Origin of the sequence: Pseudomonas sp. Irchel 3F6, assembly GCF_900187595.1 — a bacterium.
GTDB classification, from domain to species: Bacteria; Pseudomonadota; Gammaproteobacteria; order Pseudomonadales; family Pseudomonadaceae; genus Aquipseudomonas; species Aquipseudomonas siliginis.
This window is the reverse complement of the sequence record NZ_FYDP01000001.1, coordinates 701,066-716,462: the sequence shown is the minus strand read 5'-3', so window position 1 is coordinate 716,462 and position 15,397 is coordinate 701,066. Positions and strand designations below refer to the sequence as shown.

The following is a 15,397-nucleotide window of genomic DNA, read 5'->3' as shown; positions in this document are numbered from 1 at the left end:
ATAACATGACCACCATTCTGGTAGTCGACGACGAGTATCTGATTGCTGACATTCTTGGCTTTGCGCTTGAGGATGAGGGCTTCATGACTGTGACCGCGAGCAATGGCAAGAAGGCTCTCGAAGTGCTGGAAAGAGAACGTCCAGCCCTGGTCATCACTGACTTCATGATGCCGGTCATGGACGGCCTCGAATTCGCCGAAGCCGTACGTGCCCAGCCGTCCGTCAAACACTTGCCGATCATTCTCATGAGTGGCGCGCAAGCGCACATCGGCATGCAGCGTTCGGATCTGTTTGATGTGGTGGTGCCCAAGCCGTTTGATATTGCGGTGATTGTGGCTGAGGTAAAGAGGCTGTTGGGCTCATAGATACTCGACGACAAAGGCAATTTCGGCATTGGCATCGCCCGCTCGCATTTGCGCATTGGAAGGCTCGATGCGCACGAAGCGGGCTTGCAAGGAAACATATGCATTGCCGCCTTGCGATGTGGGCGCTTTCATTATGTAGTTCTGATTCAGCTTGAGTGTCGACTTGTCACTGAAGCGCATCTGCAATGCCAGACCTTTGGCAGTGGAATTACTGTTCAGATTTACCATGCCAGTACCAGCGTCCCACACAGGGCTGCCCGCAGTGGGTGAGAAGGAAAATCGGAAGTTGTTAATTCCTGTGGGACAGTTTTTCATATTGAGAGAAAAGTATTGCTCCTTGGCAGATGCGCCGTTCTCGGGGAAATCGCTCAAGTTATAGCTGCCCATATCGACTTTCACATCGGGTGTTTCGCAAGACTGTGAGACTACCCGCGTGCCGCTGGTATTCATTGCCAAAGGCTCGATTTCAGCAGCGACAAACGTCCCCAGTTGGCCTGAAGGTATCGTCGCACTGCCGGAAATAGTGCCCGTCTTTACAAAACGCAAGATGTGCTCCGAACCATTCCAACCCCAACCGCCAGCAGTGTCGGTAGTTCCTGGAAAGCCCTTCCACGCTTTCCCCGATGGCGGTCGGACCCATTGCCAGCCGATTCCGGTATTCCCAATAGGAAAAATCTCCACGCCCGGCTGAGTAACGCCGACATTATTGCGCACACCTTCATTGTGCACTGCAGAGCACCTGAACGAACTGGGAATGGAACCCAGCGTCACGATCGGACTTTCATAGATAACCGTGCCATTCGGCGCGTCACGTGGTACCGAGAGAGTGGCCGGCAGTATAACCCGCATATTGCCCATGGAATTGTCCGGATAAAATTCGCATACCGCCGCCATTGCGTTTGACGACAGCATATACAAGAGCCCGACAATTAATACACGGCACAACTTCATAACACTCTCTCTGACTCTATCTAGCGTGTAAACAACTGAATGGCTGACGTAGCCACACCTATTTAATTGGCAGCAAAATCACCACGACCGGAACGAGAAGATAATAAAAAAAGAACACTTGAGCAAAAATTTATTTATTCAATAACAAGACAATTCTCATAGATTTATAACCAGCCAGTCAGACCTGAAAAATCTACAAACAGACACGCTATTTAGCATCACACTTACTCAGCGCAAATAACTAAAGCCAATTTAAGACTCGTCTTAAATGCACAGTGGAACTTGGCCAGTACCCTGACTGTTCTTGATAGGAGAACAGATTCCGTGAGAGCCCTCGATACCCTCAATAGCGCAAAACCCCACAGCAACGCCGCCCTCTACTGCCTGACGATTCTGGCACTGGCGCTGATCGCCATGACTGTCGTCGCCGGTTATGAGCTCAACAATCTCTTTCCACTGAAGGCCGTGGTGCAACAGCAGGAGATCCAGCTCAAGCAGCGCTCCGATACCATCCAGTCAATGACCGCTGAACTCAAGCGTCTGGCGGAACAAAAGCAGGCCCTGGAAACCGACCTGCTTACCGCGAAGGAACAGGCGAAGGCCGCCGAGGCGGCAAAGACCGAACTCGAAAACACTCAACGCGCAGCACAAACCAGCGCGGCGTTAGAGGATGAAGACTCACTCTGCGCGATCATCGAGCAAAATATCCGACTCGTAGCGGACCAACTCAGTCGCGACGACTTCTTTCGTCTGCGTGATGAGCGCGAAGCTGAAGCCGAAGCCGTGCTTGAAAGCTATGAAAAACAACTCGCCACCTGCATTGAACAACTGACGGCACACACCGAATCGCCAACACAGAGTTGAGTCAGCACTCGTTGCGCGCTGCGCTTGATCGCGGATCAAAAAAGCCCTGGCAATCAGGGCTTCCCGTTAACGTCTTAAAGCTTGAATTCCTTGGTCAATTTATTCAGCGATGCCGCCAGTTGCGACAGCTCCGCCGATGCAACTGCCGTCTGTTTCGACCCCTCTGCGGTTTCACATGACAGGTCACGAATGCTGATCAGGCTGCGGTCGACTTCCCGCGCAACCTGAGCCTGCTCCTCGGCAGCGGTTGCCATCAGCAGGTTTCGCTCGTTGATGAGATTCAGCGAGCCAGTGATGTCGGTCAGCACTTCGCCGGCGATATTGGCCATTTCGAGCGTTCTCTCGGCCTGAGCGCGGGTGTGGCTCATGGAGGAAACTGCGCGGCTGGTGCCCGACTGAATGGAGCTGACCATGGACTCGATGTCCTCGGTCGACTTCTGAGTACGCTGCGCCAGCCCTCTCACCTCATCGGCAACCACGGCAAAACCGCGACCCGCCTCCCCCGCCCGCGCTGCTTCGATCGCTGCGTTCAAGGCAAGCAGATTGGTTTGTTCGGCAACCTCTCGGATAACGTCCAGCACGCTGCTGATATCGCTCGCCATGGTCGATAGCGCCTGCACCTCAGCCGAGGTGCTGTGCACGCTGGACACCATCAGGTTGATTGCGGCTACCGTGTCGCTGACCTGGCTTCGACCGGCGACGGCTGCGGCACTTGATTCCGACGTCAACTGCGAGGTCGATGCGGCGTTGTCTGCAACCTGCTCCACCGCTGCACTCATTTCAGTGACGGCGGTGGCGGCCATTTCGATTTCATGGCTCTGACGTTGAGTGATACGCGAGATATCTTCAGTGACGCCGTGCATGACCTCCGAGGTCTCGGCCAACTGCGTGGACGAATCACGGATCATGATCAAGGCATCTCGCAGGCTGGTTTGCATCGCCGCCAATGACGACAGCATTTGCGCCGCCTCATCAGAGCCATCCAGCGCAATGGTTTCGCTCAGATCATTGGCGGCGATGCATTCCGCCACCCTTAGCGAGCCTGCAATGGGTACCGTCAGGCTGCGGGTATACAACACGGCCAGGGCCAACGAAGCACCGATCGCGATGAGAATGAACACACTGACGATCAACAGCGTGTGCTCATAGACATTGTCGGCCTGCTTGCCCGCCTCATAAGCTTCTATTTCGTTGAGTGCAATCAGCTTCTTGAGCGCGACTTGTACGCCATCCGAGGCAGCACGCATCTGATTCTTTGACAACGCAATGGCCGCTTCAAGCTGCCCGTTCGCCACGGTTTGAAGGTATTGCTCCTGAGCCAGATCGTTGACCTTCTGTGCTTTGGCAAACTCCTCGAACGCCTCGCGCCCAGCGTCAGTGGCCAGCAGATCAATGAGCGCTTGCTGATGTTTTTTGATCAGCTGACGCGACTGCTGAATGTCCATCAGGGCTTGCGCCTTGCGCTCAGGGGTTTCGATGGGATTGCGCAAGCGAGCGTTGTTGCCCTTGATTTCGACGAACTCTCGATCGAGTTGGCCGAGCAGCTTGATACTCGGCACGATCGTCGTCTCGACGTACGTTTCTGCCTTGTTGAGCAAGTCGACTTGCTGCAGAGCGATCAATCCGATCGCGATAATCATGAGACAGAACAAGCCGAAACACAGCGCCGAACGAGGCGCGAGATTGAGTTTACGAAGCAGCATGATGCCTTACCTTAGAGTGTATTCAAGACAATGGGGCAAACGAGTGGGCGGCACAGCAGGCGCTGGGCAATAGCACCTCAGCGTCTACGTGGATCATCGCGGGAAGGTGCAGCAGCTAGCGGTTTGCGCACGAAGAGAGTGTGGAGTCGGTCGAGGCCGGCTCCGCAAGTTCCTTGAGCGCCGGGTCGGCCAGCATCAGAAAATCTGCCAGGCGCGGCAGATTGATTTTCGAGACCAGGCGCATCCAGCGTTGCGGATGCGGGTTGAAGAAGGTCTTCGACCACTGGTGATCATCGTTGGGATTGAAAATCAGCAGATGACGAATCAGCGGGTTTTCCCCGAAAAAGTCGAGCGGATCCATCGCCATTTCGCTGAGCAACTCAGCATTGACGACGACCAGGCTCAACCGTTGAGGGCAGTAATACGTCAGTATTTTCAGGTCACGATAAGTGCAAACGTTCAAGACGCTGAGACAGCCCAGCTTGTTGAACTGCTGTTCGATTGACAGACCTCTGCGCACATCGCTATCGGCGATCAGGATCCGCAAGGATCGACTGCGGTTATTTTCAAGAAACATCGGACACCTTTGGCAGCTCCATTCTTCCTTTCAAGAAAATAACCAAGGGCCAACCTGCCTGATATGAGACTTGTCTCAAAAATGAACGCAGGGATAGATGATAAAAAGCCACACCTTGACGACAGCCCAAGCGATCGGCGCATGGTCTGGCTCAGAAAGTGTTGAAGGAGGGATTTTGCAACGCAGGGGAGTGGCGACAAGCCAGAAGCGCGGGACGGTTCTGTGCGAACCAGACAATTCTCATTATTAACGCCCCTTTTTGTCAGTAACCTTGAAACAAGGGGCGCAGACTCATTCTTTCCAAGCCATCAAGGCAGCGTCATCGTCACTACGTAATTACCGCTCGTTATCTGGTGACCCTTGTTGTCCGTGAGCAGCAAGCGCTGGTCGTAATAATCGTCCTGCTCATGAGTATCGGCAATCACCTTCACAAACACCTGCTGGCGCGACTCACCTCGCCCTGCCGCACTGACGTTGTTCACGGTAAAAATCTGCCCGGTGCTTGCCTGGGGGCAATCAAGCAACTCGACAGAAGAATGGCTGGCGCCACTGGCAATGCAACTTGCCTCGACAATTCGACCGCTGAAGCGAATCACTCCGCTGACCGGCGCAGACTGGGCTGCGCTGACGGTGTCAAAACCGAGCAGGCAAAGGCAGGCAATCAATAAAGGACGTCGAATGATCATCGCGAAACTCCATGGTTATTACCAAGGTATCGCCCGCTGCAAAATGATCTTTAACGTCAGCTTTAATGCAAGGCCAGTCGGATGGTCATGAGCCGATACGTTTACAGCTCGATCCGTTTGATTTTCTTGATCAGATCAGCCTGTGCATGCTCCAGCTTCAATGCACTGCGATTGAGGTCCAGCGGATCGATAACAGGCGCCTCGCACTCGGCTTCAAGCTCGTTACACGCCTCAATGACCTGATGCTCGGCAACAATGCGCGCCGCCCCCTTGATGCGGTGCGCCAGGTCAGCCAACAGCCCGGGATCGCTTTCGGGTATTAGCGAATGCAACTCCTCCAGATCCTTTTCGCAACTCGACAGCGCCTCGCGCAGAAGTTCTTTCATCATGTCGAGATCGCCTCCGGTGAGCTCGTCAAGACGCTCGCGAATCGAACCCAGCTCCTTGATAGTCGCCGCAGGCGGGCTTTCAAATGGCTGGGTTTCAACATTTTTTTCCCAGCCTGCAAGCATGATCGACAAGGTGCCGAGACTGATCGGTTTGAACAGACAATCATCCATCCCGGCCTCCCGGCATTTCACTTTTTCTTCCGGCTGCGCGTTGGCCGTGAAGCCCAGTACGATGCACGGCGATCCACCACTTTCGCGTTCGTCCTGGCGAATGGTGCGGGCCAGCTCATAGCCGTTCATGACCGGCATGTTGCAGTCCGTGATCACAATGTCGAACGGCTCCGAGCGCCACAGCGCCAATGCCTGGGCACCGTCGGCGGCATCACGCACCGCCTGGCCAAGGAAACTCAGCTGCTGCGTCAACAGCAGGCGGTTGGCGCTCTGGTCATCGACTACGAGAATCCTGAGTGTCGGTACCGGTTTGTCCTGAACAACCGAAACAGGCAGCACTTTGCCGCCAAGCGGGCTGAGAATATTGAAGAACAGCGACACTTCCAGGCAGGTGCCTTTGCCAAGCGTACTGGTAATGTTCAGCCGCCCGCCCATCAATTCGCACAATGAACGGGAGATCGCCAGTCCCAGACCGGTGCCGCCTCTGCTGGAGGGGCCATGATTGGCTTGGGAAAACGGCTGGAACAGATTCTGCAGATCGGCGCTGGAAATGCCGATGCCGGTGTCCTCGACCTTGAGGTCGACCTGTAAGCGTTCGTCAGCGAGACGTTGGCCGCGAATCGAGACGGTGACATGACCGGTGTCGGTAAACTTGATCGCGTTGCCCACCAGGTTCGAGAGCACCTGCTGGAAGCGCATCGGATCAACCAATACGTCACAGCCGACAGTGGCGTCGATGTCGAGCTTAAGCACCAGACTCTTCTGCCTGGCCAAGCCGTCGGACACCCGCGCCACGGATTCGACCAATTCGCGCAGGTTGGCACGTTTCGGCGAAAGGCTGACATGGCCCGATTCGATGCGTACCACATCGAGGATATCGCCGATCAGTTCCAGCAGACCTTTTGCCGAGTCGTATGCCACTTCAATCGCCGGCCGATCGAAGTGACCTTGCTCGGCACGCTTGAGGGTAAGTTCGAGCATGCCGATCACGGCGCTCATCGGCGTACGGATTTCGTGGCTCATGGTCGCCAGGAACGTGGTTTTGGCGCGGCTCGACTCGTCAGCCAGCTCTTTCGCCGAACGCAACTCCTCGATCAGTTCACGGCGTTCGCTGATATCGATCCAGCCGCAGATCACGCCTCTGACTTCACCCGCCGTGTCGTGATACGGCTGGATCCAGTGGTAAATGATCAGCCGCGTATCACCCACATGCAGCGTGCGATCCACCTCGTAAGGTTCGTCCTGCTCGATGACGCGCAGGTAGTCGTCGTGAAATTGCAACGCCTCCTGACGATTGCGCTTGCCGCTTTCGAGCACGGTCTTGCCGATCACGTCCTTTTCTGACAGGCCAAATGTTTGCAGATAATTATTATTGCAGGTCACCAGCCGACCTTCCCGGTCACGTACGTAAATGGGATGCGGCGTGCCGTTGATCAGCGCCCCCATGAACTTCAGCTGATCGCCGAGCAAGCGCTCTGCACGACTGCGTTCGCGAATCTGCCGACGGATGTAGAAATTCCACGCCAGCGATCCCAGGATAATCAGGAACGCGCCAGCGCTGATCTGGTAGATCAGCGCCTTGTAATCGCGCCACGACAACCCCGAAAACGCTGCAATGGGACGCCACCTGTTGAGGATTACGTCCAGCTCATCCGGCGGAATGCTCAGCAGCGCCTTGTTCAGAATGCTGACCAGTTCGGTATCGGCACGCCGCGCGGCGAAAGCGAGGAAGCCTTTGTTCATGCCGACGATGTTGGAGATACGCAAGCTGTCGCTGTAGATGTGGGCGATGTAGTAGCGCGCACTGTGCAACGTGGTAATCATCGCGTCCGCTCGACCGTCCTTCACGTCAGCCAAGGCGCCCAGAACTGTTTCGTTATCAACGATCTCGATGTCGGGGTAGTCCTTGAGCAGCTCACGCTCAGCCGAACTTTCGGGCACTGCGACGCGCTTGCCGCGCAGCTCCTGCAGGCTTGAAGGCGCGCCTGCGTCCTTGGTGGTGACGATCACAAAGGGGCTGGCAAGGAACGGATGAGTGAAACGCATGCCGACTTCCCGCGAGACCGTTGGTGTCAGCAGAGAAATATCCGCGCTGCCATCCAGCAGACGCGTGCTCAGACTGGAAAAGCTGTCGGTGCGCTCGACATTGATCTGCAAGCCGGTACGCCGCTGGATGAGCTCGAGCAGATCAGCGCCGATCCCGCCAAAGTTGCCGTCACCATCAAAGAATGCAAACGGTGCCTGATCGTCATTGATCACGAACCGCGCGACCGGATGCAGCTCAAGCCAACGTGCTTCGCCGGGTGTCAGGTCAATGCGTTTGGGCGTCAGCGCCCCGCCGCCGCCCGACCAGCGCTTGGTAATTTCGGCAATCTTCGCATCACCCAGCGACTCGAGGGTCGAATCGATCAGACGCAGCAATTGGTCGTTGCCCCGGCGCAAGGCAAAGCTGAAACCGCTGGTTTGGGTTTTGACGAAAGAGTGCAGCCGCACATAGTTGAAGTAGTTGAGGTTGATCAGGTAATTGCTCGACACCGTATCGCCGAGAAACAGGTCGACCTTGCCAAAAGCCAGCGCAGCCAGTGCCAACTCGTTCGATGGAAAAAGCACGAATTCGGCGTTGGGGTATAACGCGTGTAATTGACTGGAAGGCAGGTAATCGTCGGCAACCGCAATACGCAAACCGGCCAGATTGGCCGGCATCGGGCGCCGATCATCACCGCGCATGAACATTGCCGGCACGTCTTCGACATAAGGCTTACTGAGCGTGACGAGGCCGTCGATCAACTCGAAACTGTTGGAACTGCCCAGCATGTCGATGTCGCCACGCTCGAGCGCCGCCATGGCGTCGCGACGGTCGGGATAAGCCTTGACGGTAACTTCGACATGCAAGGCCTGACCGATAATGCAGGCGATGTCGGCGGCTATTCCCTCGTACCGCGTACCGCTGGCGGTCATGACATAAGGCGGGAAATCCGGAAGCGCCGAGCCCAGCACCAGACTGCGCTTCTGCCGCAGCCAACTCCAGTCTTCATTGGCCAGATCGACCTGTAGCTCCTTGCAGTCAGACCGACCGAACACCTGCAGAGTGCGCGGCTCTGCTGCCCACAACGACCCGCTCCCGAACATGACAAGCACACTGACTAGCAAAACACCGCGCAACAGATGAAACATAAGCGAGTTATCCCTGGTTGTCCGCCGTCAGGCTGTGCTGCAACTTGAACAGCTCCGCATCACCACGAATGCCAAGCTTTTTGAAAGCGGCCTGTTTTTGCCCGCTGATGGTTTTGCGACTGCGCGAGAACTTCAAAGCGATCTGCGTCACTCCCATCCCCTCGAGGCAGCAGCGCAATACTTCTTTTTCTTTCGGTGACAGAAGAGGATTACTGAGGAAGTCGTCGCCGTGCGCCGCGCCATCGTCATTGGCACCAGCAGGTTCGTCGACCGACGCAGGCAGCACATCGAGTTCGAAGGCCATTTCCGGCGAAAGATACAACTGGCCGGACGCAGCACTGCGGATGGCGGTGATCAGGTCATCGACCGACTGCGACTTGCCGAAGAATCCGCTGACGCCCGCCCCGATCGCCATATTCACTACCGCCGGGCGCTCTTCGGAAGATGAGACAAGGATGCGCATGCCCGGATATTGCTTGCGCAGCAGGCGGATCAGATTGAGCCCGTCCAGCTCCCCATCGTGCAGTTTGTAATCGAGTATCAGCAGGTCGATGTCGATTTCGCGCAATCCGGTGAGCAACTGCGCGCTGCTGCCATACACACCTACGACACTGAACTCGGCTTCGCGCGTCAGCCGCGACTTCATCGCCAGACGTATGAGCGAGTGATCATCAAGGATGGCAACGCGTAACGGATTCACGACTGACCAATGCATGAACAGCTCCATGATGAAGAGTGTTGGAGGACCATCAGCACTTGGCAACCGCAGCAAATCCCGGGCATCACCGAAGCATTCAGGTGCATCTGATTGATTTCTCGGCACATGATGAGTGTTTTGAAGGCGTGACGAAATAGGGCTTTGTCCCAAAAGTCAGAATGCCGCTTGCATCAACGATCGGATGTGCCTATTGCGCGGCGCCAGGACGACTTCTGGCCTTCGAAACGCCAGTCGACCAAATGCGCCCAATTCATCGGGCGAGCATAGAAGAAGCCCTGCCCCCACTGACAACCAAGCCGCGCCAGATGCTGAACCTGATCTGCGGTTTCAATACCCTCTGCCACCACGCGCATGTCCAATTCCCGCGCCAAGGCCAACGCCCCGTGGATGACCGCGCTGTAGCGCGCCTGATGGAAATTCTGCACGAAGCCGGCGTCGAGTTTGATTTCGTTGAACGGCATCTGGCACAGCCGCTCAAGTGAAGAATAGCCGACACCGAAATCATCGATTGCCAGACTGAAGCCGAGCATGCGCAGACGCACCATGTTTTCCATGCTGATCTCGGGCATCTGCAGCAGGCCGGTTTCCGTGAGCTCGAAAATGAGCCCAGCTGGCGAGGCGCCATGGATGCGCAACAGCGCCTTGATCCGGTCGACAAGATTCGGATTGGCCATCTGCGTCACGTCGAGATTGAACGCCAGCTTGAACGGCTTGCCGTGAGACTGGACGAAGCGCTGCAGACTCAAGCCTTGCGTGAGCAGGCTGAAAAACATCTCATCGAGCAGCCCGCAGCGCTCGATCGTCGGCAAGAACATGCCCGGCGAAAGCAATCCACGACTGGGGCTCTGCCATCGCACCAGCACCTCGGCGCCATCCACTTCACCACTGCGCAGATGAAATTTGGGCTGGAAGTAGGCGCGAAACTCCTGCCGACGAATGGCTTCGAGTACCTCACCCTCTGTGGGCTGATCAAGCTGACTTTCTGCCACTTTGGCATCGATCTGATTGTGCGGCCGGTAGCGAGCCAACAACGGCGCCAGCACATCGACCATCAACGGTTTTCCGACACTGCCAAGCAACTCAAGCCCCTGCAACGTGACGATTCGATCAACCGTGCGCAACAAGTCTTCAGGCAGTGAACTGCAGATGATCACTGCACGAATCAAACCGGCCTCTCTCGCCAGGCGCAAGAACGTCAAACCATCCATCCCGGCCATGCTCAAGTCACACAATGCAACGTCCACGCCTCCAGCCTGGGATATCACAGCCAGCGCATCCTTGCCGTCAGCCGCCTGAAAGATATTTTTGTACCCCAGACTATTAAGCGCACTGACTGCCGCCGTGCGCTGAAAGGCGTGATCTTCCAAGACCAATATACGAAGCGTGTTCACAAACCTGGAACCTCTTTCTATCAGTCGTTAATAGCGAAAGTCTGAATAATCTTTCAAGCAGGACGCCCGCTCACAAACTTTGCGTTGACTGAGAATTTCTGCATCCGCGAATACTAGCCAGACAAAGACCGCACGACTTTGAGAATTGTCTCATTTGGTTCGCTGCACCATTACCGCAAATATGAATACGCCACTGCCATATTACTGACTGGCTCGCACATTTATCGCTTTAAGACAAATCCCAAAGACCCGCCACCACCGCACACCTAATATGGCCTGGCATTTCAATGCAGCACTTCACAATAACTTCGGATATAAACATGAAAAAGTTCGCTTTCGCAGTACTCACTCTTTCCGTACTGGCTGCCTCCACTGGTGCAGTGGCTGAAGAAGAAGCCGCTAAAGCTGTCAAGGGCGGCAGCGGTCAAATCAGCTTCACCGGCGTTATCAACAACGACGCCTGCTCGGTAGACGGCGCTTCGGGTAACGACAAGATGATTGCCGTGGACATGGGCAGCGTGTCGATCAAAGACATGGGCACCGACTCTGCTCCGGGCGCCGGTCGTGTGGCCGCCAACGATTTCAACCTGAAAGTGAACTGCAACGCTGGCACCAAGGTTTCGATGCTGTTCAAACCAACCGTAAACGGCGGTTCGGGCCTGGTTGATGGCAAAAAAGTTCTCAAGCTGCAAGGTACCGATGCGGCCAAAGGCGTAGGTATCGCGCTGCTGGACAGCAATGGCCAATTGATCGACCTGAGCTCCGAAGCCACCGCCAAAGTGCAGACCAGCCTGACTGGCGACGGCACCACTGGCGGCGACGGCACCCTGTCGTTCGCAGCCGCTTACGTCACCACCGGCGACAAGACCGCTGCTACTGCAGGTACCGGTAACGCCACTCTGCCGTTCGTTCTCGAATACGAATAAGCAACGCGCAATACCCGGACGGGGCCGCTGTGCCTCGTCCTTCCCCGGCCATTAATCGGTGAAAACTATGTTAAGTCGCTATTTTCCGCTTTGCCTGGGGCTTGCCGGGGTGTTGATGACGCACTCGGCATTCGCCAGCATCTCTCTGAGCTCCACCCGGATCATCTTCGATGGCGCGCACAAAGAGGCGAACGTCACGGTGCGCAACGGCGGGCAAACCATCCTCGCACAATCGTGGCTCGATGCCGGCGACACGGCTGGCAGCGCACCGCCTTTCGCTGTTACTCCACCACTGGCCAAACTTGAGCCCAATCAACAGCAATTACTGAGGATTCTTTATGAAGGCCGCGGCATGCCTGCGGACAAGGAGTCGGTGGTATGGCTGAACGTGCAGGAAATCCCCCAGGCCAGCGCTGCCGATGTCAACACGCTGCAATTGGCGGTACGTCAGCGTATCAAGGTCTTCTTCCGCCCGGACGGACTCACCGGTGATGCCGCAAAGGCACCGGAGCAACTTGCATGGCAATTGGTCACTCAGGCTGGCAAGTCGGTGCTGAAAGTAAAAAACCAAAGCAACTACCACGTGTCGCTGGCGGATCTGAAAGTCGTTGCAGGGAAAAAAGCGGAATTGGTAATTGATTCGACAATGATCGTTCCAGGGGAAGTTCGCTCATTCAATCTGAAAGATCTGCCAGCTGGTACTTCGCATTTGAGTTTTTCAGCAATTAACGATTACGGCGCACAACAACGATTCGATGCACCACTAAGCGTTGCCGAAAGCCATGCCGAGCGCGTGAAAGATGCCTCCGCCCAGTAAATCCCCCGCCCCACCCTGCCAACTTACAAGCTATTCACAAGTTCCGGACTCCGGTTGAAGCAACACGGACTGATAAGGCAAATTGCATGTTTTCCTCCCAACACCACACATCTGAAAGTTGTGTTAAGCATCATGTTGCGCGCCAGAAAAACAAAGCGGCGTTGGGCTGCCTGCATCCATTGTGCTTTGCTATCAACATGGCCATTTGCGGATTCGCCGTGGGCGCCGAAGCCCCGGCCGCAGTGGCGAGTGAATCTTTCAATACGCTGTTCCTTGAAGGTTCATCGGCGGTCGATCTGCAACCGTTGCTGAATGCCAACAGCGTCTTGCCAGGCCAATACCGCGTCGACGTGTTCAGCAACGGCACGCTGGTCGGGCGTCGCGATATCGATTTCGCGGCCAACCCGGTCAACGGCAAAGTCGAGCCACGCATCACTCTGGAACTGTTGCAGCAGCTGGGTGTGGACATGCGCAAACTGCGTGAGCAGGGTCTGGTTGACGAGCAACACCCTGCCGATCACTACGACCTGCCTGCAATGATCGAGCAAGCGAGTCTCAATTTCGATGCCAACCGCCTGCGCCTCAATATCAGTGTGCCGCAGGTCGCCATGGCGCGTGGCATGCGCGGCTATGTAGATCCAGAGCTTTGGGACCAAGGTGTGGCCGCCGGTTTCATCAACTACCAGCTGAGCAGCACCCGCAGCAAAACCGATTACTCGACGCAAATTTCCAACAACCTCGGGCTTCGCAACGGCCTGAACCTGGGCGCCTGGCGGCTGCGCAACGAGTCCAACCTGAGCAGCTCCACCGGCCGGCCCAATCGGTTCGTCAGCAACCGCACCTTCATCCAGCGCGACCTCACGGCGATCAAGGGGCAACTGAGTGCGGGGGAAATCTTTTCCGATTCGGATCTGTTCGACAGCGTGCGCTATCAAGGCGTCAAGGTGGCCTCTGATGAGGGCATGCGCGCAGACAGCGAGCGGGGCTATGCGCCGATCATACGTGGCGTTGCTGAAACCAACGCCACGATCGAGGTCCGCCAGGATAACTACATTCTCTACACCACCAACGTGCCGCCGGGTCCGTTCGAGATCAGTGATATCTACCCATCGGGCTCCAACGGTGACCTGGAGATCACCATTGTCGAAGCGGATGGTCGGCGCAAGGTAACCCGGCAGGCGTTCTCCGCCCTGCCGACGATGGTGCGTGAGGGGCAACTGAAGTACAGCCTGTCGAGCGGCAAGTTCAACAACAACAGCGAGGGCTATGACAAACCGGCTTTCCTTGGGGGCACTTTCGCCTACGGCTTGACCAGCAACCTGACGGGCATTGCCGGCATTCAGGCGAGCAACGGCTTCAAGGCGCTGTCCATCGGTGCGGCGAAGAACACCTCGATTGGCGCAATGTCCCTGGACGTGACGCAATCGTCCAGCAAGGCATTCGGCAAAACCACCCAAGGCAGCAGCATACGCGCGCTCTATGCAAAGACCTTCACCGGCACCGATACCAGCTTCACCCTCGCCGCTTATCGTTATTCGACCGAGGGTTATCGCACGCTGACCGACCATGTCCAGGACACCAGCTCCGGGGCCACCCGGCGCCTGGGTAATTCCAAAACCCGCACCGACCTCACGGTCAACCAGACTTTGGGCGAAGCACGCCAGTTCGGCTCGCTGTACCTGAACGCCAGTGACCAGCGCTATTGGGATCGCGGTGGCTCGCGGAGCTTTTCCGCCGGCTACAACAACAATTGGCGCGACCTGAACTACAACATCAGCCTGAGCAAAACCCAGGAATTCGGCGCACGCGGTGAAACCAGCAACGACACGCAATTAAGCGTTTCAATTTCGTTCCCGCTCGGATCGACACCCCGCGCACCGCGCGCCTACATTTCCAGTAACCATCAGAACACCGGTACCCAAGCCGGGATCAACGGTTATCTGACCGAGGACAGCGACACCTACTATTCCGTGCAGACCGGGCGCAGTGTCCAAGGCGATCGATCTGGCTCGCTGAGCCTGAGTACCCGCACATCGATGGGCGACCTGAGCCTGGGTTACAACCGAGGCAACGGTTATGAATCACAGAACCTGAGTGCCGCCGGATCGCTGGTAGCCCATGCAGGCGGCATCAATATGGGCCAGACCGTCGGTGAAACGTTCGGTCTGGTGGAAGTGCCCGGCATGTCGGGCGTCGAAGTCAGCAGCTATTCGGGTGTGAAAACCGGCCTGAACGGCTATGCGGTTCTGCCTAACGCGCAACCGTACCGCGTGAACTGGGTAACGCTGGACACGCGTAACCTGGGCGGTGAGATCGAGCTGGACAATGCCACCCAGCAACTGGTGCCAAGACGAGGTTCGATAGTTCTTGCACGCTTCGAAGGCAGCAAAGGCAGACGCGTCCAGTTTGAACTGTACGATGCCAACGGCCAGCCGATTCCATTCGGCGCGGTGCTGTTGGATAGCGACGGCAAACAACTGGCATTGTCAGATCCGACGGGCAAGGCCCTGGCGCTGGTGACCAAAGATCACGGTGTCATCACCATCAAGTGGCAGGGCAAAAGCTGCCCCGTGCCGTACAAGCTGCCGGAAAAGGTCGAAGGCTTGAACTATGAGCAATACCGGTTGGCCTGCTCTTCGAGCGCGAAGTAGACCGACCGCGAGCT

At 56.4% G+C, this 15,397-nt stretch carries 12 protein-coding genes; 5 read left to right on the top strand and 7 right to left on the bottom strand.

Features of this window, described 5'->3' with window-relative positions; all coding sequences use genetic code 11:
- Positions 1–5 precede the first annotated feature (5 nt).
- Positions 6–365 (top strand): response regulator, encoded by a 360-nt coding sequence (locus tag CKW30_RS03225; protein WP_016774585.1) that lies wholly within the window; start codon positions 6–8, stop codon positions 363–365.
- On the opposite strand, the gene CKW30_RS03220 is transcribed toward CKW30_RS03225, so the two are convergent.
- Positions 360–1,316: a fimbrial protein gene (locus tag CKW30_RS03220; RefSeq protein WP_095179880.1), complete on the bottom strand. Its 957-nt coding sequence runs from the start codon at positions 1,314–1,316 to the stop codon at positions 360–362. The genes CKW30_RS03225 and CKW30_RS03220 overlap by 6 nt on opposite strands.
- 324 nt (positions 1,317–1,640) lie before the next feature.
- Between CKW30_RS03220 and CKW30_RS03215 the strand changes: the two genes are divergently transcribed.
- Positions 1,641–2,180 carry a hypothetical protein gene (locus CKW30_RS03215; RefSeq protein WP_095179878.1) on the top strand — a complete coding sequence of 180 codons (540 nt, stop codon included), beginning with the start codon at positions 1,641–1,643 and terminating at the stop codon, positions 2,178–2,180.
- 74 nt (positions 2,181–2,254) lie between these two features.
- On the opposite strand, the gene CKW30_RS03210 is transcribed toward CKW30_RS03215, so the two are convergent.
- From CKW30_RS03210 to CKW30_RS03185, 6 genes are all read right to left on the bottom strand, one after another.
- Complete coding sequence (locus CKW30_RS03210) at positions 2,255–3,883, bottom strand: methyl-accepting chemotaxis protein (protein ID WP_095179876.1); 1,629 nt, start codon at positions 3,881–3,883, stop codon at positions 2,255–2,257.
- Positions 3,884–3,998: 115 nt separating this feature from the next.
- Positions 3,999–4,460, bottom strand: a complete 462-nt coding sequence (locus CKW30_RS03205; RefSeq protein ID WP_056785680.1) for a hypothetical protein — start codon at positions 4,458–4,460, stop codon at positions 3,999–4,001.
- Between the two features lie 308 nt (positions 4,461–4,768).
- Positions 4,769–5,146, bottom strand: coding sequence for a type 1 fimbrial protein (locus CKW30_RS03200; protein ID WP_016774580.1), 378 nt, complete (start codon positions 5,144–5,146; stop codon positions 4,769–4,771).
- A gap of 101 nt (positions 5,147–5,247) precedes the next feature.
- Positions 5,248–8,880, bottom strand: a complete 3,633-nt coding sequence (locus CKW30_RS03195; RefSeq protein WP_095179874.1) for a transporter substrate-binding domain-containing protein — start codon at positions 8,878–8,880, stop codon at positions 5,248–5,250.
- Between the two features lie 7 nt (positions 8,881–8,887).
- Positions 8,888–9,595 carry a response regulator transcription factor gene (locus tag CKW30_RS03190; protein WP_041478777.1) on the bottom strand — a complete coding sequence of 236 codons (708 nt, stop codon included), beginning with the start codon at positions 9,593–9,595 and terminating at the stop codon, positions 8,888–8,890.
- Positions 9,596–9,768: 173 nt separating this feature from the next.
- On the bottom strand, positions 9,769–10,989 hold the full coding sequence (locus CKW30_RS03185) for an EAL domain-containing protein (RefSeq protein WP_095179872.1): 1,221 nt from the start codon (positions 10,987–10,989) through the stop codon (positions 9,769–9,771).
- Between the two features lie 320 nt (positions 10,990–11,309).
- On the opposite strand from CKW30_RS03185, the gene CKW30_RS03180 reads away from it, so the two are divergent.
- From CKW30_RS03180 to CKW30_RS03170, 3 genes are all read left to right on the top strand, one after another.
- A complete protein-coding gene (locus CKW30_RS03180; RefSeq protein ID WP_083352866.1) occupies positions 11,310–11,915 on the top strand; it encodes a fimbrial protein in 606 nt (201 codons plus the stop codon).
- 67 nt (positions 11,916–11,982) lie between these two features.
- Positions 11,983–12,732, top strand: a complete 750-nt coding sequence (locus CKW30_RS03175; RefSeq protein WP_041478776.1) for a molecular chaperone — start codon at positions 11,983–11,985, stop codon at positions 12,730–12,732.
- A gap of 197 nt (positions 12,733–12,929) precedes the next feature.
- Positions 12,930–15,383 (top strand): fimbria/pilus outer membrane usher protein, encoded by a 2,454-nt coding sequence (locus CKW30_RS03170; RefSeq protein WP_256584144.1) that lies wholly within the window; start codon positions 12,930–12,932, stop codon positions 15,381–15,383.
- Positions 15,384–15,397: the final 14 nt, after the last annotated feature.